A 26,613-nucleotide genomic window follows, 5' to 3' on the forward strand; every position below is an offset into this window, starting at 1 on the left:
GGATAAGAAGAGAAGCAGAAAACATTGAACATTTTACGAGATATAAATTGAACGGTAACAAATTATTCCGAGAAATCCTGGCCTTTTTTTTTCTGTTTCTTACCCTCCTTTTAAGTATCAGTCTGTTTACTTTTTGGCCCAGTGATCCAGGGTTTAACAGCTTTCCTGGTCCTGGGGCAGAGGTCCATAACCAGGCTGGCCTGATCGGAGCTTATCTGGCCGGCCTCTTTGTGGACCTTTTTGGTTTGGGCGCCTTTTTATGGATTTTTCTTTTTTTATATCTGGCTCTTATCTTGTTCAGGTCAAGGCCCAAGCTTAAGTGGTGGAACTGGCTGGGAATAATTTTACTCTATCTTTCTCTTCTGACCTGGCTGGAGTTTCCCTGGTTTAAGCAGGTTAGTTTTTTAAAAGTTTCTGGGGGTGGATTTCTAGGAAAAACAATATTTAATTTAACCTATAAATATCTGCGTTTATGGGGAACAATCCTGGTCACCCTTTTTACCTCTTTACTCAGTTTTCAGTTGATTTTTGCCTTTTCTTGGGAAGCTGTGGGCCAAAAATTGCTTTTTAAGTGCGCAGATTTTTGGACCAAGATTAAAGAAAGACGGCCTAGAAAAAAGAAAATCAAATCGGTTTTTCGAAAACGTAAAGTGGATAAAGAACAAAATGACTCCTCTGCGGTGGAAGTGAAAGAAAAAGAGACTAGAGCAAAGGTTAAGCAAAAAAAAGTCTATTCAAGCAAAAAATCTTCATCTAAATCAAAAGATTTTAAAGGTCACTACTTGCCTCCTGTTGATCTGCTCAGTTTACCTGAGGAGCAAGAAATCAAGGTTGATGAGTCTTATCTGAAAGAACTCGCAGAGAAGGTTCAGTCCTGCTTAGCTGACTTCTCTATCCAGGGAGAGGTGCAAAAAGTTCAACCCGGGCCCGTGATTACCATGCTCGAGTTTAAACCGGCTCCCGGGATAAAAATAAGTAGAATTGCCAGCCTAAATGACGATTTGGCTCTGGCCCTTAAGGCATCATCGGTCCGTATTGTTGCTCCTTTGCCGGGTAGAGATACTGTGGGAATAGAAATCCCCAATGTTCATCGTCAAACTGTTTTTTTACGCGAAATCATTGAGTCAAAGGTTTATACCCAGGGCAGAGCCAAGCTCCCTCTGGCTCTTGGTAAGGATATTCAGGGACAGCCCAGGGTTGCGGATCTGGCCAAGATGCCCCACCTTTTAGTTGCCGGTGCAACCGGGGCTGGAAAAAGCGTTTGCCTGAACAGCCTGATTTTAAGCCTGCTATTTAAATATGCTCCTGACGAAGTCCAATTATTGTTGGTTGATCCTAAACGGATAGAGCTATCAGTGTATAATGATCTGCCTCACCTGGTGCACCCTGTGGTCACAGACATGAGTTTGGCCAAAACCGCTCTGGACTGGGCTGTATATGAAATGGAGAGGCGTTATGAGGCCATGGCTACTTTAGGAGTGCGTAATATCGAAGGATATAACCAGAAGCTGGCTTCATTTGGGCAAGATCTGCCCGAGCAATTCAAGGATCTTAAACCAATACCGTACCTGGTAGTAATTATTGATGAACTGGCTGATCTGATGCTTACCGCAGCCAAAGAGGTAGAAGTAAGTATTGTTCGTCTGGCCCAGTTGGCCAGAGCTGCTGGCGTTCATCTTATTTTAGCTACTCAAAGACCTTCCGTGGATGTGGTTACAGGCATTATTAAAGCTAACTTTCCTTCCAGGATAGCTTTTCAGGTTAGTTCCAAACACGATTCCCGGACTATTCTGGATGCGATAGGAGCAGAGTATCTCCTGGGCCAGGGCGACATGCTTTTTAAAGCCAGCGGAGGTCAGCTAATGCGCATACACGGTGCGTATGTTGGTGACCAGGAGATATCGGATGTAGTTGAATTTTGGAAATCCAGATCAACTCCCAGCTTTGAACTGGATTTTTCCGAGTGGAAATCACAGAAAGAAAAAAGTTCAGGCCCTGGAAACGGGGATGATCCAATTATCGATGACCCCAAATATGCTCAGGCAGTTGAATTTGTCCTTGAACAAGGCAAAGCTTCTATTTCCATGATCCAGCGCAGATTCCGTATTGGTTATAACAAAGCGGCCTTGTTTGTTGAACAGATGGAGCGCGATGGGATTTTGGGGCCGGCAGAGGGCAGCAAGCCAAGGCGGGTCTTAAGAAAGGGGTAGAAGGTAAAGAGGTAAAAGAGTCTGTGGCCAAACCCTTACTTAAGTAGACAATTTTTCATAATTTTTTCCAAGCCTGATTTCTTTCATGCTGGTGCAAATGCCTGGACCCAGCCCTTTGCAAGGCATTCAAGAAACCAGAATCTTTAATCTGGTGGTCAAAATGGGGTTTGGCCACAGACTCAAAAAGGCTAAAAGGATTAACTGGTTTTTATCTCTTTACAACCTTCTTAAAATTTTTGCCTTTTAATCTGTTTTAGCTCAAACCCTAAATCTTAAACAAGATGTGTGAAACAGGAAACACCACTTTTATTCTGGCAAAGATGCCTTCTGGCCCTTGTTCTGGGACTATGGTCTTATAAATTTTTTGTTCCCGGCCTGAGTACTTTTTGCCTCGCATTTATCTTTTTAGCCCCCAGAAAGTTATTTAACAGCTTTCTTTTAATATTATTTTTTCTCTCAGGACTCGGTATCGGGTCTATTTTTACTCCCCATCTATCTCCTTCAAAAGTTCCCCGGCCTGTTTCACATGCGCACAAGGTCGATTTTCACGGAAAAATTGAGAAGATAAGAACTGCTCCTGATCATAAACTAAAATTGTTTATTGAAAATGTTCAGATTGAGGATAAAGGCAGGACCTGGACTTTGCCCGGGTATCTGCTCTTGACCTGGGAGAATCCCCCGGCCATACCTTGGCCCGAGCAGCACATTAAAGGCAAATTAAGAATTAAACCCGTGCACGGGACAGTTAATGAGGGGGGCTGGGATAGCGAGTTTTACTGGCATAGGCAAAAAGTGTTTTTTCGTGCCTATGCTCGGGGCAGGCAGTTAACCATGGACCCTTACCCACGGAATTTTCTGGTTCATCTACGTCTTAACTTGCGGCAGAAAGTTATCCAGGTTCTGGACAAATATTTTGTAGATGAGCCCCGGATTAAAGGGCTTGGCCTGGCCCTGCTCATGAATGACAGGTATTTTTTAAACAGCGAATTTGTAGATAAAATTCGGTTAAGTTCCTTGGGACATACCCTTGCCCTTTCTGGTTTGCATCTTGGTCTGGTTGTTTTTTTGGGTTGGGTTTTGAGTTATGCGGCAGGTTTTGTCTGTCCCAATATTTATCTTTATATTCCTCGGCCAAAGCTAAGTATAATTTTATCTATACCTCTGGTCATCATCTATCTTTGGCTTGGTCAGGCTCCGGTCTCGCTCGTGCGAGCCTCCATAATGTTTTTTTGTTGGGCCTTTCTATACCTAAAGAATAGAAGCCGCTTCATTATTGATGGCCTTTTTTACGCCTTGTTGGTTATCCTCCTTGTAGACCCACTATCCATATTCGATCTAAGCTTGCAGCTTTCTTTTTTAGCTGTCCTAGGCCTTGGCCTGACATATCCTTATTTAAAAACTATTTTTGAGAGACCTTCTCTATCTACAGGCAGGATGAAAATAGTTAAATATTTTCTAATGTTAACCGCAGTAACCTTGATAGCCAATCTAACCTTGCTCCCAGCGCAAACTTGGGCCTTTGGTTATCTTACCCCGCATATTTATCTGAATTTGCTCTGGTTGCCTGTCTTAGGCTTTTTAGTTTTGCCTTTGGGGTTTGTTGGAGTTTTATTTTTATTCTTTCCCTTGCTGGAAAACTTGGGACCATATTTATTTTATTTAATGGGCCTTGTTTTAAAAGGGCTGATTGTTGTCTTGGATTTTCTTGATGCTCACGATTTACTCCATCCAATAGTTACTTTCAGGCCTGGATGGGAGCATATGCTCACCTACTGGTTTGTTTTTCTGGCTTTTATTTACTGGACTAAGCTTTGGCAGCGCAGGATGAATCTTTACCTGGGGCTGGCTTTAATTTTCACCATCAATTTTTCCCCTGTGACCTTTAATAATTTTAACGGGGTAAAGTTGAGGTTGCTGGATGTGGGCCAGGGACAGAGCATACTGTGTGAATTGCCCGGGGGTAAGCGTGTTTTGATTGATGGGGGAGGATCGTGGAGTCTCAGGTTTGATCTGGGAAAATATATCACTTCTCCGGCCATAACCTGGAAAGCATGGCCGCAGATCGACAAGGTATTTCTGACCCATTCGGATGCAGATCATTTGCGTGGCCTTTATTATCCGCTTAGCAATTTAAAGGTGGGTGAGTTTATTTTTAACGGCGTATGGCCTGGAGGGCAGGATAAAGAGCTTTTGACTAGGGCTTTAGACCTTGGAGGAGAAAAGGTTAGGGTGACAGCCCGTGGTGATGTCTGGGATTTGGGCCGTGATATAAAATTACATATCTTGCATCCGACTGAAGGTTTTGTTGACTCCAAAAACAATAATCGTTCTTTGGTTTTGCTTCTAACCTGGAAAAATAGGAGGTTGGCCTTGATTCCGGGAGATATTGAGCGGAAAGGCATTAAGCACCTGTTACGCTATAATGACGCATTACGGTCAGAGGTGCTGATTTGGCCTCATCATGGCAGCCGAGCCAGTTTTTCAGCGGAATTTTACAGGCGGGTCAATCCTGAGATTGTCCTGGTTTCGGCTGGTTTTTTGAATAGGTTTCACCTGCCGCATAAAAAGGTGGTCAACTATTTAAAAAGAATGGGTTGCCGCGTTTTGAATACGGCAACGCATGGTGAAATCCAGATTTCATGGTCAGGCTGGAATAAACCGGCGCAAGTCTCCTGGTTGCGTTTGGCTAAATAGTTAAATGGTTGATTGGTAAAGACCGTAGGGGCACGATGCATCGTGCCCCTACAATGCTGGATATAACAAAAAAGAGGAATTGATGTCTATCCACATCACAAAAATAATCCGTAGCCGACGAAAAACCATTGCCCTGCAAGTAACAGAGGATGCAACTCTGATAGTGAGGGCTCCTTATAGAGTAGGGGGAGAGGTACTCCAAAAGGTAGTAGAAAAGCATAAAAAATGGATTGAGAAGAAGAAAAAAGAAATTCAGGCCAGGAATCTTAAGTTCACTCCCAAAGAATTTGTCGACGGGGAGGAATTCTTCTATCTGGGGCGATCTTATAAATTAACGATAGTTGATGAACCCTATCCTCCGCTCGTGTTCAAAAGCGGATTTTTTCTGTCCGGAAAGTACCTGCCAGTTGCCAGAAAGGTATTTATCGACTGGTATAAACAGCAAGCATATCAGAAAATCAGTGAACGAGTTGAATGGTATGCTCCAAAGCAAGGGTTCAAATATAATAAAGTAAACATCACCAATGCTCAACAAAGGTGGGGGTCATGTAGTTCTATAGGGAATTTAAATTTTTCATGGCGGTTGGTCATGGCTCCGCTTCCTGTTATTGATTATGTAGTGGTGCATGAGTTGGTTCATTTGGAGGAGAGAAATCATTCAAAGAAATTTTGGGATAAAGTAAAAGTTATCATGCCAGGTTATGAGAAATATAAAGACTGGCTAAAGAAAAATTCTTATCTTTTGAGGTTGTGACTGTTTTGACTTTTGAGCATACAAATTTAGGTACAGAGATTGTTCAGATGGCTTTTTTATTATATCTTGCCCGTTTGCCACGACACCAGAGGTGCAGAGAAATCTTTTTTCTGCCAACGAGTTCCTGGCAGGTAAAATCCTTAGACCTTATGGGCTAGTTCAAATAAAAAATTTATATTTCCCTGAGCGAAGCGAAGGGATGAATATTTGTCCCAGGCCCGAGTCGGGACCGGGAAAATACCTTCTCCGTGCCTCTGTGGCTCAAGCGACCAGCGGGAGCGGGCGAGAGTTTAAAAACAGAATAACTATCAGATACATCCCCAGGACAGGCTCTAAACCGTCCGTTTAGAGCCTGTCCATTGATACGGAGCTTAATTTTCAGAGCGGGTGAAATTGCTGTTAAGAAAAAAGATGAGCGGGTTAATAATTGAGGTTTAATTTTTCTCGAATAAGGCCTATATTTTCCTGAGCGGCCATTTTAGCCTGGGCATAGCCCTTGTCTAAAATTTCAGTGACCATTTCCGGGTTTTTATCCAGTTCCTGTCTGCGTTTTTGAATGGGTTCCAGAAACTCATGCAGATATTTTAAAAGAACCTTTTTACAGTCGACACAACCCCACAAGGCTTTGGAGCAATTTTCCTTGATTTCCGCACGTGTATCTTCCGGTGTCATTAATCGGTGGTAAGGATAGAGGTTGCATACATTAGGATCGCCGGGATCTTTTTTGCGCTTGCGGTTGGTGTCTGTAAGCATGGACATGACTTTTTTGGTGATAGAGTCCATATCTTCACTTAAATAGATAGAATTCCCATAACTTTTACTCATCTTGCGACCGTCTAGTCCTGGCAGTTTGGCAGCTTCGGTCAATTTGGCCTGGGGTTCGGGGAAAAAGTCACCGTAGAGAAAATTGAACCTGCGGGCAATTTCCCTTGTTAACTCCAGGTGTGGTAGCTGATCTTGACCGACAGGGACAAAATGTGGTCTGTACATGAGTATGTCTGCGGCCATGAGAACAGGATAACCTAAGAACCCATAGGTATTTAGATCCTTACTAATCAATTCTTGTTTTACTTCTTTATAAGTGGGGTTTCTCTCAAGCCAGCCCAGGGGAGTGATCATGGAGAGGATCAGGTGCAGCTCGGCATGCTCTTTGACTTGAGACTGAAGAAATATGGTACATTTATCAGGATCGAGTCCGGAAGCAAACCAGTCTTTGATTAATTCCGGGACAAATCCTTTAATTTTTTTCGGATCAGCATATTCGCTGGTCAGGGCATGCCAGTCGGCTACGAAAAAGTAACAATGAAACTCTTCTTGCAACTTGACCCAATTTTTGAGCACCCCAAAATAATGTCCCAGGTGTAAAGGCCCTGTGGGTCGCATTCCTGAAACTATTCTTTTCTTTTCCATAGTACTTTGTCCTTACCTTGTTTGAGTGGCTCAGAAGTAAATGGTTGAATAGGCTGTTTCAACCGATCACAGCTCATAACTCAAAGAATCAAACTTTATGAAAAAATCAGGTTGTAAACGAAGGTGACGATTACACTGAACATTTTTTGGAAAACACCTGTGAAAACCAGGATAATTAAAATGAGAAAACCAAATTTTTCCAAACTCATATATTTATCTGCAAAGGATGAGGGAAGAAATGAAGCTATAATTTTACTTCCATCTAACGGAGGAATAGGAATAAGATTAAAGACGGCCAGGATAACATTTACCAGAGTACCAGCGCTGAAAATAAATCCCATGGGAGCAAATACAACTTGATTAAGCTGTGTAGAAAAGAATGGGGACAGAAAGTTGACCAGTTTGAATAAAAGAAAAAATATTAGGGCTAAAACAAGGTTGGCCGCCGGTCCGGCCAGGGAGACTAAAAGAATATCCCGTCGAAGATTTTTGAAGTAAGCAGGATTTATAGGCACTGGCTTGGCCCAACCGATTCTTCTGGTCAAAATCAAAACTAGTGTCCCAATGGGGTCCAGATGCTTTAAGGGATTGAGAGTGAGCCTTCCGGCATTTTTAGCTGTAGGGTCACCTAGTAGATAAGCCACGTACCCATGAGCCACTTCATGGCACGTTATCCCCAAAAGCAATGGGACAGAGAAAATCGCTAATTCTTTAATTATAATAGATATATCAAACATGATTTACGGAGCTATCATCATCCTTTGATTTGGGCAAGAAAATTTGTTGACTTTTAATTTTTATGCGTCCATCCTTGTTCAAGCTGAGGCAACTTTGGATACCAAAAGACTAAATCCTGTTGCAGGGGATATTGGCCAGATATTCTTCAAAAAAATCATCCAGTTCATCACTGTACTCCTGGAGGGAAAATTTTTTATTGCATGACCTGCAATAGAGAATTATTTCCTGTCAGGTATGGTGGACGATTAGGGGCTGCTGACAGGCTTTACATTTTATCTTTGTTTGTGGACTTAAAAAAGATGACTTAAACATTGGCTTGTACTTCAAAATTTTATGTCGTTTAGTATTCTGGTTGTGACTGGCAAGAAGTTTTTGGGCCAATTTTTCTTTAAAGATTGTGTGCTGGATATCACGGCACTTGGCTTGTCCCCTGACTTATTTTTACTTATTTTTGTAGATACACTTGCTCAGGCAATGTCATTAACAAAGAACACGTGTCAAACATGAATAGCCTTAATTTTCAACCCCTGTAATTTTATGAAAAAAATCAGTCGGTTAGCAGACGAACTTATTGAAGATACCTTAAAGGAAGCCGCAGATACCTTTTTTGGGCGTAGAAAAGGTATAGAGCATGAGATCAGTCTATTTGAACAAAAGGTCCGTGAGCTAAGGCCGTTGGCTCAAAGAATTGAGCAGGCAGCCAAGAGTTTAAACTTCCTTCTTTTAAAAGGAAAAGAAGTAGAAAATTTTTGGAGGTATTTAAACGTTGAATTCCCTTTGGACTTTGACCCGGACTGGCGACTAGGGATTACCATTCCTGCCGGTCTGACCATCAAGTCCAGATATGCAAAACTTTTGGTGTACGTGTACCAAACTTTGGCGAAGGCGATTGAAGAGTACACATATGGAAAGCATGTGGAAGATACAGTTATTAAAGGCCGAAAATTGGTGACCGTCAATTATAATTTTTTACAAAGATGGGCCAGTGAAATAAATGAAAAGATAGAGAAAATTAATTATTATCAAAAGCCCAGTGATGTGTTGCAATTTGTCAAGAGAATGAATGTAGAGGAAATAGAAAAGGAAAGGATTGCCGGGGCCCCAATGAAATACAGTCTTGATAAAGACCTGCTCTTAGACAAACTGATTTTTTCAGATTATAAACTAAAAAGATATCCGGATCTCGCACGTGATGATAAAACTATTAAGCTGGTAAAGAGATTTGCCCGTGGTCTGGTTAAAAGGAATAAACAGGAAATAAAGAGGATATTAGAAGAAATAAGCAAATATGCCAGAGAGTTTTCAAAATAAAGATTTTCCCACCTGTCCGGGTGTCTATTTTATGAAGGATGCCCGGAACAAAATTATCTATGTAGGCAAGGCCAAAAATATACGTAAAAGATTGAGTTCATATTTTAGAGACCCTGAGCAATTGCCTATTAAGACCAGGGTCATGATGACCAAGGTCAAAGACATTGATTTTTTATGTACCAATACGGAAAAGGAGGCCCTGCTGCTTGAGGCAAGCCTTATCAAAAAGCATCGGCCTCGGTACAATATTGTTTTACGTGACGACAAGCAATATATCCTCTTTAAACTGGATAAAGAACACGCTTTTCCCACCCTCAGGTTGACGCGCAAGGTGGGCCGGGATGGTGCAACATACTTTGGTCCGTTTACTTCAGCCCGTTCAGCCCGCCAGACCCTAAATGTTATCAATAAATTGTTTAAGCTGCGCAAATGCGCGGACAGGACATTCAAAAACAGGGTTAGACCTTGTCTGCAATATCACATCAGCCGTTGTTTGGCCCCTTGTTGTTTGCCAGTATCTCCTGAAAAATATGCCCGGGCTGTTCGTCAGGTAGAACTATTTTTATTTGGAAAGTCACATGACTTACTTAAGAATCTGGAATCGGAGATGCACAAGGCGGCTGAAGAGTTAAATTTTGAGAAGGCAGCTGAGCTTCGAGACCAGATTCGCGCTGTTCAGAAGACTATTGAGCAGCAGGCGGTCGTTCTGCCCGAGGGAGGAGATTTTGATGTTTTTGCCTTGGTCCCTCATGAAACAGGCCTGGGGATAGGCGTGCTGTTTGTTCGTCAGGGCCGGGTTTTGGACAGCAGAAGTTTTTATTGGCCGGATTTTCAGTTTGAGCAGGAGGAAACAGAGGCCGTTTTGACTAGTTTTTTAATCCAGTTTTACGGGCCCACAAGGTTTATTCCCGATAAAATTGTTTTGCCTGTAGTAGCTAAGGATAAATCCATAAAAAAACTGTTGACTGAACTTAAAGGGAAAGAAGTACGCCTAGTAAGTGCTAAAGATAAAAAGCTTAAACAACTTATAAACATGGCCAGGCAGAATTGTATCGAGGCCGTGGAGAGGAAAAAAGCAGCTGACTTATCTCTTCGGCTGGCCGAAATATTTGGGTTAAGATTTGAGCCTGAACGTATAGAATGCATTGATGCATCTCATCTATCCGGGCAGGGCATGCGCGTCGGTATGGTTGTCTTTGAATATGGTCGCCCCAAAAGAGATGAATACCTAGTATACAAATTTACGGAACTGGAAGGGACCAGTGATGACTATCTCGCCCTGGCCAAATTTATTGAGCGAAGAGTAAGATCCGGACCTCCCTGGCCTGATCTTTTGCTTATTGATGGGGGGAAAGGACAATTAAATGCAGTGCTTACAGCCTTGAAAAGACATGACTGTGATGGATTGTTTATTGTTGCTGCTATTGCCAAAGGACCGACCCGAAGAGCAGGGGAACTCTTTGACCAGGTTTTTGTTCCTGGTCGAAAAAATCCTTTGGCTCTTTCTCCGGGAAGTAGAGAGCTGTTGTTTTTACAACAAATCAGAGATGAAGCACACCGTTTTGTTTTGTTCAGCTTACGGCGGGCGGGTAAAAAAAATATGCTTAAAAGCGAGCTGGAAAATTTGCCAGGTATTGGCCCTAAAACAGCTAAACTGTTATGGACCCATTTTCAGAGTCTGGAGGCTATTTATGCAGCCAGTGAGGATGAGCTAGCCAAGTTGCCTGGGTTTGGTCCAAAAAAGGCCCGGAAAATATTTTCAGCACTTCAGAGTCATGTTTCGTGAATTTAAGATTCGTGTAAAATGAGTTTTTAGATTTATCAGACCTCCTTATCCTTAGCTTCTTCAAGCCCTGTATCCTGTTATATTTTAAAAAAAATCGTCTATACGTCGAAATTTTTTTTCTGAAGCAAGTATGGAATGCACCCCGCCAGTTATTCTAATTAGGGTGCACTCGCAGTCTGCACCGCCACCAAATTTTCTCCCACATGAGCCTTATTATTTTTTGATAGATGAGCCCGGATTACCTTTTTATGCTAAAATTTTATCATATTATTTCACAATTTTTCCACATTTGACGTGGTTGGTGCAGCTAGCGAATGCGCCCCTCTAATTACGTCATTCTGAGCGAAGCGAAGAATCTGGTTCGCTACGTTGGAGATTCTTCGGTCGTTTCGCTCCCTCAGAATGACGAGTAGTGAAAAATATTTTTGGATCGGAGTATTTAGCAGAAAAAAATCTCCCAGGTTTTCAATAAATATGAACAAGGGGCTCATCCGCTATTTGTACTGATTTTTGAGAAGCCTAAATTTTGGCATTGTATCTGCTTTATTTTTTGTTCATATTTAGCACTGTCGTAATTAAGCAATCAAACCTGTGCAGCTCCTCTTTGCTGTGGTAATAATCAAGAATCTGGCGGTAATCAGAGGAAAATTCTACTGCGGAATTCCATATCCACTGAGCTTCCTGCCTAGTCAACCTCTCAATTGCTCAACAACTCAACCCAAGTGCAGCCATCGGATGCACCACCAGGCATTTGCACCAGCATGAAAGAAATTAGGGTTGAAAAAAATTATTAAAATTTGTCCTCAGAGTAAGGTTCAGCCACAGACTCTAGTATATAAAGTTAGTACATACCCTTCCCTTTTTAAGGTAACCGTTTGAAATTTTAGGCTTTTTTACCTTAAAATACTTCAAATGAGTATAGGTAATTTATTTTTAATGCATAGTAAAATATTTTTAAATTTAATTCTTGCATAAAAGTCGATATAGTAATTTATTTTTAAATAAAAAGTTTTAAACAATACTCTTAAATTAACAATATCTAATACATTTATTGCATAAAATGAAGGCGACTTGACAATGTTTATTGTTTGTGGAATATAGTTTCCCTCCTCAAAAAGAGAAAGATGCTGATTTTTTAAAAAAAAATCAAAAAAATAAGACTATATAAACTGATAATGAAATTTAGATTGTACTTTTTATTATCTAAAATATTTTTTGTTTTGTGATTTTTATATTAAGAATATTAATATTTTAAGGTTAGATAGAAAATGCCGTTAATAGCTTTGGTTTTGCTTTTTTGTTTTTAAAGATATTAGTTTGAGTTTAGTTTTGCTTTTGGGTGAATATTTTAAAGTAGTGTTGTCTGTGTTTGATGGCGTGGAAGCTAATATTTGTCCTAAAAAACAATAAGTTGACTCTGATTTTTTACAGGCATGACCTTTCTCAGGTCGTCAAGCTAAATGAGCGTCCTTGTAAGGCAGGCAGTAAAAATATTATAGTTGCTTGCTGTTATCTTTATAATAATGTGTTTGTTCCTGTAAAAAGGGAGGTGATACCTATTGGAGTGGTGTAAACCAAAACCATGAAGTTTTTTTGTGGATGCTGACATGATATAGTCGTGATTTATTTTTTGAATAGAGATAGTAAAATTATTTATTTTAAATAAATTTGAAATAGAAAAAGGATGTACTATGAATAAAATTATTCAGAATAAATTGGTTTATTTGTTGCTAGCTTCATTTCTTGTTTCGATTTTCTTTTTTTATGGTTGTGCAGAAAAGAAGCAGGAAAACTCGCTAAGTCGTGTTAAGGAAAAAGGAGAAATTAGTTTTGCAATGAGTGGCGGATATCCACCATTTAATTTTTTTAACGATAAAGACGAGCTGGTTGGTTTTGATGTTGATGTAGCTAGAGAAGTTGCTAACCGTTTAGGAGTAAAGTTAAAGCCAGTCACTACTGACTGGAGCGGAATTATAGAAGGTCTTCGTGCTGGTGCTTTTGATGGTATTCTTGGAAGTATGGCTGTTACAGAGGAACGTTTAAAAGTAGTAAATTTTTCAACTCCATATTATTATTCCGGAGCACAGCTTTTGGTAAGAAAAGAATCTCCGTATACTTCTCCGCAGGAATTGAAAGGGAAGATTATAGGAGTGGTCACCGGGACTACATTCGAGAACGATGCCAAAAAGTTAGGAGCTAAAGATATCAAGCTTTACAAGGATGACACTCAGACACTGTTAGAGTTGAATAACGGTGTTATCGATGCAGTTATAACTGACAGAGTTGTTGGGGTTACGGCCATGAATAGTGGAAAATTCAATATTAGGCTTTTGGGAAGTCCATTGCGCAGCGAAGATATTGCGGTAGCTTTTCGTAAAGATGATAAAGCGCTCCTGTCGGCCGTTGATGAAATTATTTCAGAAATGCATAAAGATGGTACATTGTCCAAAATAAGTAAAAAATGGCTTAATGTTGATGTTACTACCAAGTAAAGTTTTTGAGCTGACCATGTCGCCCAGCGGCATGGTCAGGTAACAGCTAGTAATGAAAACCGAGTTTGTTCGGCATACACGCCGCTATAGGCCCCTTCAGGGCCCTCTAAAGCCTTCGCCTCAATGCGAGGTTCCCCCCATACCCCGAAGGGGTCTCATCTTGGCGTATTTTTTAAGCCAAACCGCTTGTCCATCCTTGTAAGAATATATTTATTCGTCTTTCAATCTGTAAAAATTATCAAAATAAAGGCTAGTCATTATGTATTTTGACTTTTCAGTATTCTTTAAATACTTTCCTTATTTTTTACCTGCAGCACTAATGACTCTTGAAGTGACTGTACTAGGTATTTTACTTGGTTTAATTCTTGGACTTGGTACTGCATTTGCCCGTATATCAAAGAGCATAATTTTCAGCATGCCCGCCAAAGCATACATTTACCTTATTCGAGGTACTCCTCTTTTACTTCAATTATTGTTTATATATTATGGAATGAGAAGAGTACTTGGTCTTGAAGCGATTACTTCTGCAGTTCTCGCTTTAGGTGTTCACAACGGGGCTTATATTGCAGAGATTTTTCGGGGTGCCATCCTATCCATTTCAAATGGACAAATGGAAGCAGCTCGTTCTTTAGGTATGACTCACGCCAGGGCGATGGTGCGTATAATTTTACCTCAAGCCTTTAAAAGGGCCGTACCTCCGCTTGGAAATCAATTCATTATCGCTTTGAAAGATTCCTCTTTGGCCAGTACAATCACCATCAATGAACTTTTGCTCAAATCACAGCAGTTGGCATCATCGAATTTCATGATGATGGAAATGTTGTCCATAGCTGCATTCTTTTATCTCTTGTACACTGGACTTTTTTCTTGGCTTTTTCACAAGATAGAAACTCGTCTGAACGTAAGTAACTAAATCATGATGACTATGCAAAAAGTAATTTTTTTATGAATAGACGCTCCTATTATTACATGCTTTGAGACCCATCTTAGTTGGGACTCGTTATGTCATCTTTAGTGAAAATCCAGGAAATAATATAGTCAGAAAGTTAGAATGCGATTTTTTACGTTCGCATCAAGTCTAGGAGGAAGAAAATGATTAGGGTACAAAATTTACATAAATGGTTTGGAAAACACCATGTATTAAAAGGCTTAGACCTGGAGGTCGAGAAGTCTGATGTTGTGGTTATAATCGGTCCTAGTGGCTCTGGAAAAAGCACTTTTTTGCGTTGCATTAATTTTTTGGAGCCTTTCCAAAAAGGTATAGTTGAAATAAATGGTCAGGTCATCGAGAATGATGAGAAAATGATTAATGCCATGCGTACAAAAGTCGGAATGGTTTTTCAGCATTTTAATCTTTTCCCTCACATGACCGTAATTGGTAATGTTATAGAAGGGCCTACGCAAGTGAAGAAAATACCTAAGGCCCAGGCCATAGAGTTAGGGAGGTATTATTTAGATAAAGTTGGCCTGAGCGAGAAGGAAAATGTATATCCAAGTAGGCTTTCTGGCGGACAGAAGCAGCGAGTAGCCATAGCAAGATCCTTAGCCATGGAGCCTGATGTCATGCTTTTTGATGAACCCACATCCGCTTTGGACCCGGAACTTGTGGGCGAGGTGTTGAAGGTTATGCGTGATCTTGCTGATGAGGGAATGACAATGGTCGTGGTAACACATGAAATGGGTTTTGCTCGGGAAGTAGCTGATACAGTGATCTTTATCGACGAAGGTGAAATTGTGGAGCAGGCCCCCCCTTCTGAAATATTTGAATCACCCAAGGAAAAACGCACTCGGGAGTTTTTAAGTCAAATCTTATAATAACTATAAGCAATGGAGAAATAAAAATGAGAAAGATATATACAGATCAACAGCAAAAAATTGCAGAGAAAATTAATAAGGAAAGCGATAAATCTAATTGGACAGATTGGAAATGGCATCTGACCCATTCAATCAAAGATGTTGATACTGTCGAAAAGCTCTTGGACATTTCCTTTGGCGAAGATGAAAAGAAACAATACGAAAAGACAGTTGAGAAATTCCCTCTTTCGATCACTCCTTATTACCTTTCTCTTATCGATGTGGAGGACTATGCTAATGACCCTATTTTTAGACAGGCTTTTCCATCACCACGGGAGTTGGAAATTGGAAAATATGACATGGCCGACCCTTTGCACGAGGATAAGGATAGCCCGGTGCAAGGAATTACCCACCGCTATCCGGACAGGGTACTTTTTCATGTAAGCAATACCTGTGCTATGTATTGCCGTCATTGTACCAGAAAACGCAAGGTGGGAGATAGCGATTACGTGCCCGGGCGAAAAGAATTGCAGAAGGGGATAGATTATATTGCAAATACACCAGAGGTAAGGGACGTGCTTCTCTCCGGTGGAGATCCGTTGATGCTTCCCGATAAGCAGATAGATTGGCTTCTGACAGAGATCCAGCGAATTCCACATGTGGAAGTTGTTCGAATTGGGACCAGGATACCTGTTGTATTACCATATAGGATTACGGACGATTTGGTGGATATATTAAAAAAACACACCCCGGTGTGGATTAATACTCACTTTAACCACCCACGAGAAATTACCCAATCATCCAGGCGGGCCCTGGCAAAACTTGCTGACGCAGGTATACCGCTAGGTAATCAGAGCGTACTTTTGGCAGGTGTAAACGATTGCCCTCGATTGATAAAGAAACTCGTTCATAAGTTGGTTCAAAATCGAGTAAGGCCTTACTATATGTATCAATGCGACCTGTCTGAAGGTCTTTCCCATTTTCGTACTCCCGTGGGCAAAGGAATAGAAATTATTGAGAGTCTTGTGGGGCATACCAGCGGTTTTGCAGTGCCAACCTATGTTATTGATGCACCAGGTGGCGGAGGTAAAATTCCGATCATGCCCAACTACATTATTTCCTGGGGGATCAATACGGTGGTCTTACGTAATTATGAAGGCGTTATTACTACCTACACGGAACCAAAACATTTCAAAACAACAGATTGCAACCTGGATTGTGAAAGCTGTAATCTGCAGCTTAAGTTTGAAGACGCTAAGGAACATAAGGCTATTGGGATTGAAAAGCTTATCTCTGATTGGGATGAGACATGTAGCCTCATTCCGGAAAATAATGAAAGAATAATGCGGAGAAGCCATGACGCTTGATCAAATATCTACTATTGGAAAGTCACTTGTTCACCATGGTCCTTTGAGCAACCGAGTATATCTTATCAAGCTAACTCAAGAGGATTTTCCATGGATAGTTGATGAGATAGACAGGTTTGCCAAGAAGAGAGGATACACAAAAATTATTGCCAAAGTACCAGATTATGCCAAGGATACTTTTTTAGAATTTGGCTTTCAAGCGGAGGCTTTTGTACCACGTTTTTATTGTGGCCAGAATGACTTTTACTTTATGGGTAAGTATTTTGCCAAACATAGAAAAATACCACGGGATGAGGAAAGGATAAACGAAGTTTTGAAAGCGGCACAGGCTAGATCAAGAGATGCAGATAGTAAACCTATTCCCTCTAAATTCTACTGTTCTTTGATGCGAGAAAAAGATGCTGAGGAGATGTCCGAGCTGTACAAACAAGTCTTTGCTACATATCCATTTCCCATTTTTGACCCAAGTTATATTCGGGAGACAATGTACAGCAACGTGCGTTATTATGGGATAAGAGACGGCCAGAAGCTTGTTGCACTATCCTCTGCTGAAATGGATATGTCTGGTAAAAATGCTGAGATGACGGATTTTGCTACACTTCCACAATATCGGGGCAAGGGATTGGCCGGCTTTCTCCTTCAATATATGGAAAGAGAAATTCACAAGTTTGATATAAAGACAGCATTTACTATTGCCAGGTCTGTGTCCTTTGGGATGAATATAGCCTTTGCCAAATCAGGTTATGATTTTGGGGGTACATTGGTGAACAATACTAATATTGCCGGGACCCTGGAGAGCATGAATGTGTGGTATAAACATCTTGCATCAGTATGAAATTATTTAATTACACTCCTTCCTTTGCTGAAAACAAGAATATTGGACTTTATATTTGGAGAGAAAATTTCAATAGGCGATGAAGGTTATGTGAAATAAATAACTAAAGATTTGGGGTTGATTTTTTGTGAAAGAGGTTTATTATGAAAATACACACTCAAGGTTAAGAGTAAATTTTAAGTGAAGTGCGGAGGGAGGGTAAAATGGAAATAGGATTATTTTTCACAGGACTTATTTTAGCTTCTTGTTTCTTTAGTATAGTTACAAGGTCCTGGAAGTTTATTCAAAAACGTCTTGCTGCATATAATCAAGAATACAAGGATGATTGGTATTACTTCTTCAAAAGATCAGCTCTGACCGGAAAAGACTAAACAATTAGGAAATGCTTTTTGAATTTTTGGAGCAAATAGGATTGACGTTATTAAAGTAGCCGATTTATTTCGAAGTTATAGTATGTACACTATTATGCTGCTCTAATGCTTAAAGTCGCTCTGACATTTTCTGTAAGTCTTTAGTTATCTGCCTATTAGTAAATTCTTCAATTTTCCAAATAGACGTGTAATTGTTTTGTAACTTAGTAGAGAGTCTATTGTGTGGAAGTGTCTTTATTGGAACTAAACCAGTAGCATCTTGTCCGAAGAGAATTCTTCACCCCTTAGATCATAGAACCTTGCTAAAAGATCGTTCACCTTGAGATTTTGTTTCTCTTCTCCCTGAATATCCAGGATGATTTCTCCTCTGTGGAGCATGATCAGGCGGTTTCCTAGGCGTAAGGCCTGGTTCATATTGTGGGTGACCATCAGGGTCGTCAGGTGCTGAGTGTTAACAATTTCTTCTGTCAGTTCCAGGATCTGTTGTGCGGTTTTCGGATCCAGGGCCGCTGTATGCTCGTCCAGGAGAAGTAACTCAGGCCTGACCATGGTGGCCATGAGCATGGTCAGTGCCTGCCGTTGGCCGCCTGACAGTAGCCCAACTTTGTCCTGCAATCTTTCTTCCAGACCGAGTCCAATTTTCTTCAGTTGTTCCCGGAACAGTTCTCTGTCTCTATCCTTTACCCCAAGGCTTAGTGTACGTGGCTTGCCCCTTCTAAGGGCAAGGGCCATGTTTTGTTCAATACTCATGGATGCACAGGTCCCGAGCAGGGGATCTTGAAAGACACGACCAATAAATTTGGCTCTCTTGTATTCTGGCCATTGGGTAATGTCTTGATTATTGAGAACTATCTTCCCATGGTCTGGAAAGAAACTTCCTGCTAGACAGTTGAGCAAGGTGGATTTCCCAGCCCCATTGGAGCCGATAATAGTGATAAAATCCCCTTTGTTTATCCGCAGGTCTATGTTGTTCAGGGCCAGGACTTGATTGATGCTTCCTCGATGAAAGTATTTGGTGATATTTTTAAGGACTATCATTTTTTGATTAATCTTTTTTTGAGCTGTGGGGTGGTCAGAGACAGGACGACTAAGATAGCTGTGATCAGGTTGAGATCACTTGGGGCAAATGAAAAATTGCCCAATTTAAGTCCCAAGGCAAGGGCAATGGCCAAACGGTAGATAATTGAACCGATCAGAGCCGCAAAACAGGCTCGTGGAATGGATTTGCTTCCAAACACGGTTTCCCCGACTATGACTGAGGCAAGACCAGCTACAATAGTGCCAACCCCCATATTTACATCCGCAGCACCCTGATTTTGGGCTATGAGAGCCCCGCTTAGAGCAACAAGGGCGTTGGAAAGTCCTACACCTAGGATTATGATCGAATGAGTGTTCACTCCCTGGCTGGTGATCATCTTCGGGTTGTCTCCGGTAGCGAGCATGGTTTGGCCGAGTTCGGTATACATGAATAGGATGATAAGCAGAGTGATTGAGATGGAAATTACCCCAAAGATTATGGGGGCGGCCAGATACCCGGGGATGCCCATGGAGATAAACGGATCCAGGATAGTGTTTACTCCCAGTAGGGAAACATTAGGACCATCCATAATACGGATATTTATGGAATAAAGGGAAATCATTGTCAGGATAGATGCCAAAAGGTGCAAAATTTTCAGCTTGGTGTTCAGGATGGCTGTGACCATTCCGGCGAGAAACCCTGCACCCATAGCCAGAGCCAGGGACAAAAAAGGGTTTACTCCATGGGTAATAGCAACAGCAGAGATCGAAGCTCCCAGGGGGAGACTACCGTCAACTGTCAGATCCGGAAAATCCAGAATCCTAAAGGTCAGGTAGACCCCCAGGACCATTATTCCATAAACAAAGCCTTGTTCAATGGCTCCGATAAATGCGTACCAGGTCATATTAAGTTAGTGTTGGGTGGTTGTGGTTAATGTTAGGTTTCCTAAATTATGGTAAAATTTATAAAGGGGCGAAGTGCTGTTCGCCCCTAGTGTTTTTTTACGGACTCTCTTACTCGTAAATCTTATCAGCTGCTTTCAAGATTTCCTCAGGCACTTTTACGTTCATTTTTTTAGCAGCTTTTAGGTTTAAATGAAGCTTGAGATCCTTTTGGGTTTCAACAGGTGTTTCACCTGGGACAGCCCCCATAAAGATACGCTTGGCCATGGCACCGGTCTGGCGACCATGTTGGTAATAATCAAAACCCATAGCTGCAACAGCTCCCCGGGCTACGGAATCCACGTCACCGGCAAATAGAGGGATTTTGTTCTGGATGCAGACTTTGACAACTGATTCTATTGCGGAGATAACTGTATTGTCTGTGGGGATATAAATAGCATCTACGCGACCAACAAGCCCTTTGGCTGCCTGGTAGACCTCGCTGGTTTTAGAAGCAGTGGCTTCCTCTACCTTAAAACCCATTTTTTTGGCCTGTTCGTGGATGAGACGAACGAGGGTTTTGGAGTTGGCTTCACCGGAATTATAAATTACCCCGAGTCGCTTAAGATTAGGGTAGAATATCTTAACCATTTTCAGGTGTTGGTCTATAGGTAATAGATCAGAAACACCGGTGATGTTTTTGCCTGGCCGGTTCAGGTCTTTTACCAGTCCTGCTCCTACCGGATCTGTTATGGCCGAAAACAACAGGGGGGTGTTTTGCAGTTTGGGAGATTTTTTGATGGCTTGTGCACAGGCCTGGGCAGACGGAGTGGCAATGGCCAAAACCAAATCCGGATCTTCATCTGCAATCTGCTGAGCGATCTGATTGGCTGTCGCCATGTTGCCCTGGGCATTATGGATATGATATTTTACCTTGATATTTTGTTCCTTGAGGTAGTCTTGAAACCCTTTGAGAACGGCATCCAGGGCAGGGTGCTCCACAAACTGGTTAACCGAAATAGTGTACGTTTTGGCCTGGGCCATGGTTAGTGACGCAAGAGTTAAGATTACAGTGAGTAATGACAGTATTTTTTTCATATCTATCTCCTACTATAAATTAAGTTATTAGAACGCTTCCCAAGCAAGCGAACCAGTATTCTCTACAACAGATTTTTAAAAGCGTAAACCTGTTCAATATAGCCCGTCATGTCTTCCTTTTCGACCGACACGTGAAGAATAATGGCCAAGCCTTTTCAGGCAAGCCTCATCGACTTGTCAAAATTTTTGTTTTTGATGTTTCTTGCATAGTCAGATTGAGGTGCTAAGCTAATTGTTAATGGCATAGATAATATTATTTATTTTTTACCAAATATTGATTTTATATTTTTATTGATATATTGTTAATAGAATTATGTTGTAAGTTTCAAATATAGTTAACTATTTTTGATTGTAACAATAAATGTCCACTTTTTTAATCGTAAATAGTTAGCATTTTGTAAAAATTGTAAATAATATTGTTTCATAGCTGAAAATGTGGGATAGAAAAAAAGTCATGTCTTTAAGAAATTTTGATAACACATGCTTAAGAGATGGCTAAGAATATTGAAGTTAGATGATTTTTTGAGCGCTAGCATATTTCCCTTGATGTTTTTGAATTGAAGAAGTTAGCTATTATATCTGCTGCAAACTAATTAAGTATATATAAACAATGGGAGGAATATTTAAAGTATGAAAACAATATTTTTTACATTAGTATTGTTTTTAGTCATATCATCTCTAGATACTTTTGCTAGAACAAATACTTTAATGGATAAGCAGTATATTTTTACAAATGTTAATGTAGTGTTGTCTAACAATCATCTGGTGTTGGGAGGCCGTGTGTCAGGTGGGCCTTATTGCAAAACTTTAAAGGCAAAATTTATTGTACAAAATAGTCATGGTGAAACAAGGGTAATCACTACTTACATCGAAGACGTTGGTCGCGGAGGACAGATTGTATCTGGAAGAGTTCGAGAATATGGCAAAAATGCCGAATCATGGGATGCATTACAAGTCAGTACCTACTGTATTCAATAACAGGGATTTTGCCGTATATCCTCTATTTGAACAATTTAGACAGTCCAGGCTCGGGTAAAGGCGGAAAAAAATATGAAACAAGAATCAAAACTCAGTTTTAAACTTTGGTCTCTAAATATTTCATGACTTCACTGCTAAATGCTTCGTAACTTCCCCACCCTTAGGTATTCAGTTTTCCTTTCCGTCAAGGTTTGTCCCACGCTCTCTCCAGCAGCTTTAAAAGTGAGTCGTGATCATGGGGCAAGTCTTTTGTCGAGCAATTTTTTTTAACAAAGTTCATTTTTTAACTTTTCCATATTGACATAAACTGTCGAGCAAGATATTTTTTTCACAAAACCATTAACCTAATAATTTCAGGGAAATAAAATGAGTTGAAAATTTATTTTGTGAAAACATGGAGAAATTATGAAAATTAAGAATAGCCAGCTCGACTCTTTTACAGTTATTCTTCTGGTCTTCTTCATAATACTAGTTCTAATTACTAACCTTAAAAACAGTTCGAAAAAATTTGGATATGATAAGATAATTGGACATTGGTCTATTGAAACTTTTGAGAGTCTTCTATCAGATATTCATCCAACAGATATTATTTTTGATTATGATTTTTATATAGTGAAATTTAGTAATGGAGGGTATATCAAAAACAAGCCAGATGTAGAAATATATAATATAAAATCAAAAAATAAACATACAGATAAAATGGAGACTTTGTTAGCATCAATTGATCCTTTTATCGCAGGAGGACAGGCATTTTTATATTTAACAGAGGAAGGAGAAATTCGTGCTGAGGAATCGTTAAAGCAAGGTTCAATGAAAGATGAAGATTGGAATGTATATATCTTGTCACATGTTGGGGGATAAAGCTTATATTATCTGTTTGGTTTCAATAGTTCCACTACACTAAGATAAAGCAGAGAAAGAAGAAGAATTGGCCATTGTGTTGCGTTCCGCATGATTAGTTGCCAAGGATGAATTGGCCGTTGTTTATGGCTGAAAAAAATCAAAACCATCTTAGAAAGTAACTCGAACTGGTGTCCAAGTTTATTGTTTTCATGGCCTTGTCCAAAAGTTTTTGAGAGATTTGGGGCCTTTTTCTGCTAGGCTTTACGATTGTGCCCAAGATTTTGTAACTGCCAGACCCCAACCTAATCGTAAAGATAATATCCTGACCGTTCTAACCACAAGTGTTCAGCAACTATAATCAAGTTGGATTGCCGTAACTGGCTGCTTACCGCCTAAAAGCATCATCATTAGGTTTTCTAATACGAATACCGTGTTTTTCCATATAAGAACGAAGTCTTGTAGCATGATTTTTGTCATCTTTATTCAACTTCTGAAAAATTTTAATAAGTTGTACATCTGTTTTTTTCTCCATGAAGCGCTGAAAATGGATTTCTCCAGCCGATTGTTCAAATTCAAGAGCTATATTAAAAGCTTCTTCTCTTGATGGAGGAGTGTCTAGACATTTTCTGGCAAGTGCAACTGCTTTTTTGTTAGCATCTCTCAGTTTTTGAAGTGATGAAGACAACAATTCTACAGGAAATTTGCCTATAGGCGCAAAACTCTCTTTCCCTGCCCGTATTAAGGCGGCATGGTTCTTTTCTTCGAGCACCAATTGCCACCAGAAATCAGCATCCTCTGGGAATGTAGCATGGAATATAGTATATAGTTTAGCAATGTTATGCTCAAGTTGAATGGATTCATCAATGAGAAGAGAAAATTCTTCTTGCATCTTACCTCCGTTTATGGTTGGAGACTCAGCCTTTTGAATTATATCCATGTTGAGTTAGTATATGGAAGCAATTTGGTTTTTTCGACCATCGGATAGATGTTTTATCAGCTGTTTGAGGTAACGAAGTTGTATTAGATTAGTTTGTCAAGGTGTCCGGAGTAGGTCAAGAGAGAAGTTTCTTTAGGAACCGGTTATTCTTTCAGCCTTATAAGGTAGAAGTCGTGGCCCATGTCATCCAGTACTGCATCAGTTATAAGTTGGATATTTGTAATGGCCATGCCAATTCGATAGGAGAAACAAAAAATCATGTGCAAATTCGTGTCACTTTTTGTCTTTAAAAATAGAAGGATAAAGAAGTTCTTTGTGGGGCAAGTTTGAGACACTAAAAGGGTGGAATTTAGAAAAATTTTGATAAAATTAATAAAAAAGGGCTTAGGTAAATTTTCCTAAGCCCTTTTATCGTTTTTTCTCTACTCTAAAAACGTAATTTGGCCCTTTTTTGGCCCTCCCGAAGGTTTTGATTTCGAGAGACTTTCATAAAGCCTTGATTTTATTTGGCGTCCCCAGGGGGATTTGAACCCCCGTTACCGGCGTGAAAGGCCGATGTCCTGGACCGGGCTAGACGATGGGGACGCATATATATTTATGGCTGGGGGACAAGGATTCGAACCTTGGTTAACGGGGCCAGAACCCGTCGTCCTGCCGCTAGACGATCCCCCAACGCAGAGACAGTATTTTTATTTTTATCCGTCTCGTATGTCAAGTAATTTTTTCATTTTTTTTGTCTAGGTGCAGGCAAATTGAGTTCATCCGTCAACCGGAGAAAGGGGTTAATAGATAAAGGGCTCGAAACTGTCAAGCAATTTTTAAAAAAAATGCCCTGGGTAAAAAAAATATTGGATGGGCTTTAAATAACTACATTAATTGATGCTCCGTGTTTGGTTTGTTTGAGCAGTAGTTCTGTTGAAGTCATGCACGTTTGCGACCCTAAAGCTTGAACTGGGTTTCTGTTCGTCGGCTCATAGTTTTGACTATGGTTATCTTACGGCAACTCCTTTGTTTTCAGTTTAGTGTTTGATGTTAAAGACTCTGCCTGCTAGGATGTCTCCTTGGGGTTGGCAGGCAAAGCGAGCCGCATCCAGGGCTAGCTCTACTCATGATACCAGTACAGGCTTTTTTAGTAGTTTAGAGTTAATTATATCAATAGATTGTGATCGGGTTTGTCAAATTTTGAAATCTGCTTTTCTTTGGCACTGACTCCTATCTACTTTTTTTGTAACAGGCCTTCAATTTTTTTAACTTTTAAAATAAATTTTTGTTTCTTGGTATGAGCTTTGAAGTTTTTGCGTTCCAAGACTGCGCCCTGAATTTTAAAAGAAATTAGGCAGGGTTCCGTCTCCGTGCCTCTACTCCCCCTAAATGTCGCGAGCTAAAAATATTTAAAAAACCTTTCGTCGTATGTTCGCCTTTCCAGAACATGGCGCAAAATTAGCCCGCCATTGTTTTTTGTTGGCGCAAAATTAGCCCATAATAATTTCTCTCAGACAGTCTGTTTTTTTATTATCCTGAAATTATTGAAAAAAAGTTTGGCACCAAAAGTGCTTAATTAAAGGACAGGATGATGAATGAGCATGAAGAAAAGACAATTTGCTTGGCCTGTTACGGTAAACGTCTCGCTGCTATTATAGATAGCGCCTCGGACTTGTTAGTATTTAAATTAAAAGATGATAAAATTTACCCCGCAGGCCATCTCTCCCTCCCGTTAGGAGATCTGCCTGGTATGGTCTCGCTACTGAAATCCTGCGGGGTAGACATTCTAATTTGTGGTGGAATTAGCGGTTGCACCATTCGTATACTACAAAATGTAGGTATTCTGGTCATCCCTTGGATTGCTGGAACAATTGAACAGGTTTTGTCTGCGCTTCAGAATAACAGGCTGGATAAGTTGACCATGCCAGGTTGCCGAAGTGTGGCGGGGGCGGGATGTCATTTTAGAAGAAGGCAGCAGAGGCAAGGAAAAGGAGGAGGTCGAAATGAAAATAGCTATAACTGCTCAAAGCAATAGTTTGGATGCACCTATGGACAGTAGATTTGGCCGTGCCCAGGGGTTTATTGTTTATGATCTGGATAAGGATGAATTTGAATATGTGTCAAATGATCAAAACTTGAATCTGCCACAGGGAGCTGGGATTCAGGCCGCCCAAAATGTTGCTCAGACAGGTGCAAAGGCTGTGATTACGGGCCATGTTGGCCCCAAGGCATTTTTGGCCTTGGAAAAGGGCGGTATTGATCTTTATCTGGTTGGATCTAAAACAGTAGCTCAGGCCATAGATGACTTTAGAAATGGTCGGTTAAACAAAGCCGAGGAAGCAGATAAGCCAGGGCACTGGTAATGTTGAATGTTGAATTAAAAGAAAGCAGGTGGCTGCATAGATACCTGTCTCTAATTCAGGGTCAACGTTCGACGTTTTCTTTCATTCAACATTAAAAAAAGGAGGTAATAAAAATGCCAGGATTTGATGGAACAGGACCAATTGGTCAAGGAGCAAAAACAGGTCGTGGTTTGGGCCGTTGTACCGGTTTTGGCGGTGGACTTGCTAGCAGAAGAGGACTCGGTTTGGCCAGAGGATTGGGCCGTGGTCGGGGACTCGGTTTTGGCCGCTGCAGGTTGGGGCGTGGATACGGATATGGTCCGGCGCTTATGAGTACTGAAGAAGAAAAAAATCTTATCAACTATAGAATAAACGCCCTTGAAAACCAACTTCAATATTTAAGAAAAAGACTAGACGAGATTAATGGCTAAGGGGTTTCTGGTTATGGGCAGGATATTTGTTGTCCTGCCCTTATGAGCTTGTAGCCAAACCTTTTTATAAACTTAATTTCTATGGTTTATTCTAGTCTTGATTTCTTTCATGCTGGTACAAAGACTTGGACCCAACTAAAACTTGCTTGCGGACAGAGCATAATGGGATATTTTAGGTAAACAAATATTCTTTTTATTATCGATAGTTATGGCTAATATCGCAAAATATTTAGCCCATTCATCCCGATGCTCTGTTTTCCCGCAAGCTTCGTTAAGAATGGGTTACCCAAGCCGTTTGTAATGCATTTCAGAAACCAAGACTTTCAGTCAGCGCCTAAAAT

The 26,613-nt window shown here is 40.5% G+C and carries 24 protein-coding genes and 2 tRNA genes; 17 read left to right on the top strand and 9 right to left on the bottom strand.

The window, feature by feature from the left end:
• Nucleotides 1-47: 47 nt before the first annotated feature.
• From KFV02_RS00205 to KFV02_RS00220, 4 genes are all read left to right on the top strand, one after another.
• Entirely contained in the window at nt 48-2,210 is a 2,163-nt protein-coding gene (locus tag KFV02_RS00205) for a DNA translocase FtsK (protein ID WP_252379518.1), read from the top strand.
• Nucleotides 2,211-2,495: 285 nt separating this feature from the next.
• Entirely contained in the window at nt 2,496-4,904 is a 2,409-nt protein-coding gene (locus tag KFV02_RS00210; RefSeq protein WP_252379519.1) for a DNA internalization-related competence protein ComEC/Rec2, read from the top strand.
• Nucleotides 4,905-4,986: 82 nt separating this feature from the next.
• Nucleotides 4,987-5,658, top strand: a complete 672-nt coding sequence (locus KFV02_RS00215) for a M48 family metallopeptidase (RefSeq protein WP_252379520.1) — start codon at nt 4,987-4,989, stop codon at nt 5,656-5,658.
• Between the two features lie 91 nt (nt 5,659-5,749).
• The gene (locus tag KFV02_RS00220; protein WP_252379521.1) at nt 5,750-6,007 is read left to right on the top strand and encodes a hypothetical protein; all 258 of its coding nucleotides are present in this window, start codon (nt 5,750-5,752) and stop codon (nt 6,005-6,007) included.
• A 71-nt stretch (nt 6,008-6,078) separates the two neighbouring features.
• On the opposite strand, the gene trpS is transcribed toward KFV02_RS00220, so the two are convergent.
• From trpS to KFV02_RS11470, 3 genes are all read right to left on the bottom strand, one after another.
• Complete coding sequence (gene trpS / locus KFV02_RS00225; RefSeq protein ID WP_252379522.1) at nt 6,079-7,068, bottom strand: tryptophan--tRNA ligase; 990 nt, start codon at nt 7,066-7,068, stop codon at nt 6,079-6,081.
• Between the two features lie 95 nt (nt 7,069-7,163).
• The gene (locus KFV02_RS00230; RefSeq protein WP_252379523.1) at nt 7,164-7,805 is read right to left on the bottom strand and encodes a site-2 protease family protein; all 642 of its coding nucleotides are present in this window, start codon (nt 7,803-7,805) and stop codon (nt 7,164-7,166) included.
• Between the two features lie 109 nt (nt 7,806-7,914).
• Complete coding sequence (locus tag KFV02_RS11470; protein ID WP_353617277.1) at nt 7,915-8,028, bottom strand: dual CXXC motif small (seleno)protein; 114 nt, start codon at nt 8,026-8,028, stop codon at nt 7,915-7,917.
• A gap of 315 nt (nt 8,029-8,343) precedes the next feature.
• On the opposite strand from KFV02_RS11470, the gene KFV02_RS00235 reads away from it, so the two are divergent.
• The 8 genes from KFV02_RS00235 to KFV02_RS00270 all read left to right on the top strand — a co-directional run bounded on the left by KFV02_RS00235 (nt 8,344) and on the right by KFV02_RS00270 (nt 17,762).
• Nucleotides 8,344-9,117 carry a hypothetical protein gene (locus KFV02_RS00235; RefSeq protein ID WP_252379524.1) on the top strand — a complete coding sequence of 258 codons (774 nt, stop codon included), beginning with the start codon at nt 8,344-8,346 and terminating at the stop codon, nt 9,115-9,117.
• Nucleotides 9,095-10,903, top strand: coding sequence for an excinuclease ABC subunit UvrC (gene uvrC, locus KFV02_RS00240; protein WP_252379525.1), 1,809 nt, complete (start codon nt 9,095-9,097; stop codon nt 10,901-10,903). The genes KFV02_RS00235 and uvrC overlap by 23 nt, the downstream gene beginning before the upstream one ends.
• Nucleotides 10,904-12,594: 1,691 nt before the next feature.
• Nucleotides 12,595-13,395 carry an ABC transporter substrate-binding protein gene (locus KFV02_RS00245; protein WP_252379526.1) on the top strand — a complete coding sequence of 267 codons (801 nt, stop codon included), beginning with the start codon at nt 12,595-12,597 and terminating at the stop codon, nt 13,393-13,395.
• A 259-nt stretch (nt 13,396-13,654) separates the two neighbouring features.
• The gene (locus KFV02_RS00250; RefSeq protein WP_252379527.1) at nt 13,655-14,308 is read left to right on the top strand and encodes an amino acid ABC transporter permease; all 654 of its coding nucleotides are present in this window, start codon (nt 13,655-13,657) and stop codon (nt 14,306-14,308) included.
• Between the two features lie 179 nt (nt 14,309-14,487).
• Entirely contained in the window at nt 14,488-15,210 is a 723-nt protein-coding gene (locus KFV02_RS00255) for an amino acid ABC transporter ATP-binding protein (protein WP_252379528.1), read from the top strand.
• Nucleotides 15,211-15,236: 26 nt separating this feature from the next.
• Entirely contained in the window at nt 15,237-16,556 is a 1,320-nt protein-coding gene (kamA, locus tag KFV02_RS00260; protein ID WP_252379529.1) for a lysine 2,3-aminomutase, read from the top strand.
• Nucleotides 16,546-17,391, top strand: a complete 846-nt coding sequence (gene ablB, locus KFV02_RS00265) for a putative beta-lysine N-acetyltransferase (RefSeq protein WP_252379530.1) — start codon at nt 16,546-16,548, stop codon at nt 17,389-17,391. The genes kamA and ablB overlap by 11 nt, the downstream gene beginning before the upstream one ends.
• Nucleotides 17,392-17,594: 203 nt before the next feature.
• Nucleotides 17,595-17,762, top strand: a complete 168-nt coding sequence (locus tag KFV02_RS00270) for a hypothetical protein (protein WP_252379531.1) — start codon at nt 17,595-17,597, stop codon at nt 17,760-17,762.
• 243 nt (nt 17,763-18,005) lie between these two features.
• Here the strand turns inward: KFV02_RS00270 and KFV02_RS00275 are convergent, their stop codons facing one another.
• From KFV02_RS00275 to KFV02_RS00285, 3 genes are all read right to left on the bottom strand, one after another.
• Nucleotides 18,006-18,800: an ABC transporter ATP-binding protein gene (locus KFV02_RS00275; protein WP_252379532.1), complete on the bottom strand. Its 795-nt coding sequence runs from the start codon at nt 18,798-18,800 to the stop codon at nt 18,006-18,008.
• Nucleotides 18,797-19,684: an ABC transporter permease gene (locus KFV02_RS00280; RefSeq protein WP_252379533.1), complete on the bottom strand. Its 888-nt coding sequence runs from the start codon at nt 19,682-19,684 to the stop codon at nt 18,797-18,799. The genes KFV02_RS00275 and KFV02_RS00280 overlap by 4 nt, the downstream gene beginning before the upstream one ends.
• A 109-nt stretch (nt 19,685-19,793) precedes the next feature.
• On the bottom strand, nt 19,794-20,759 hold the full coding sequence (locus tag KFV02_RS00285; RefSeq protein ID WP_252379534.1) for an ABC transporter substrate-binding protein: 966 nt from the start codon (nt 20,757-20,759) through the stop codon (nt 19,794-19,796).
• A gap of 630 nt (nt 20,760-21,389) precedes the next feature.
• Here KFV02_RS00285 and KFV02_RS00290 point away from each other — a divergent pair.
• Together KFV02_RS00290 and KFV02_RS00295 are read left to right on the top strand one after the other, a co-directional pair.
• Entirely contained in the window at nt 21,390-21,737 is a 348-nt protein-coding gene (locus KFV02_RS00290) for a hypothetical protein (RefSeq protein WP_252379535.1), read from the top strand.
• 405 nt (nt 21,738-22,142) lie between these two features.
• A complete protein-coding gene (locus KFV02_RS00295) occupies nt 22,143-22,598 on the top strand; it encodes a hypothetical protein (RefSeq protein ID WP_252379536.1) in 456 nt (151 codons plus the stop codon).
• Nucleotides 22,599-22,965: 367 nt separating this feature from the next.
• Here KFV02_RS00295 and KFV02_RS00300 read toward each other — a convergent pair whose 3' ends face one another.
• The 3 genes from KFV02_RS00300 to KFV02_RS00310 all read right to left on the bottom strand — a co-directional run bounded on the left by KFV02_RS00300 (nt 22,966) and on the right by KFV02_RS00310 (nt 24,189).
• Nucleotides 22,966-23,469: a hypothetical protein gene (locus KFV02_RS00300; RefSeq protein ID WP_252379537.1), complete on the bottom strand. Its 504-nt coding sequence runs from the start codon at nt 23,467-23,469 to the stop codon at nt 22,966-22,968.
• A 555-nt stretch (nt 23,470-24,024) separates the two neighbouring features.
• A tRNA-Glu gene (locus KFV02_RS00305) sits at nt 24,025-24,102 on the bottom strand.
• A 13-nt stretch (nt 24,103-24,115) separates the two neighbouring features.
• Nucleotides 24,116-24,189, bottom strand: a tRNA-Gln gene (locus KFV02_RS00310).
• Nucleotides 24,190-25,087: 898 nt separating this feature from the next.
• On the opposite strand from KFV02_RS00310, the gene KFV02_RS00315 reads away from it, so the two are divergent.
• The 3 genes from KFV02_RS00315 to KFV02_RS00325 all read left to right on the top strand — a co-directional run bounded on the left by KFV02_RS00315 (nt 25,088) and on the right by KFV02_RS00325 (nt 26,272).
• Nucleotides 25,088-25,534: a NifB/NifX family molybdenum-iron cluster-binding protein gene (locus KFV02_RS00315; protein WP_252379538.1), complete on the top strand. Its 447-nt coding sequence runs from the start codon at nt 25,088-25,090 to the stop codon at nt 25,532-25,534.
• A complete protein-coding gene (locus KFV02_RS00320; protein ID WP_252379539.1) occupies nt 25,503-25,862 on the top strand; it encodes a NifB/NifX family molybdenum-iron cluster-binding protein in 360 nt (119 codons plus the stop codon). The genes KFV02_RS00315 and KFV02_RS00320 overlap by 32 nt, the downstream gene beginning before the upstream one ends.
• Before the next feature lie 113 nt (nt 25,863-25,975).
• Nucleotides 25,976-26,272: a DUF5320 domain-containing protein gene (locus tag KFV02_RS00325; protein ID WP_252379540.1), complete on the top strand. Its 297-nt coding sequence runs from the start codon at nt 25,976-25,978 to the stop codon at nt 26,270-26,272.
• Nucleotides 26,273-26,613: the final 341 nt, after the last annotated feature.

Origin of the sequence: Desulfovulcanus ferrireducens (genome assembly GCF_018704065.1) — a bacterium.
In the GTDB taxonomy this organism is placed as follows: domain Bacteria; phylum Desulfobacterota; class Desulfovibrionia; order Desulfovibrionales; family Desulfonatronovibrionaceae; genus Desulfovulcanus; species Desulfovulcanus ferrireducens.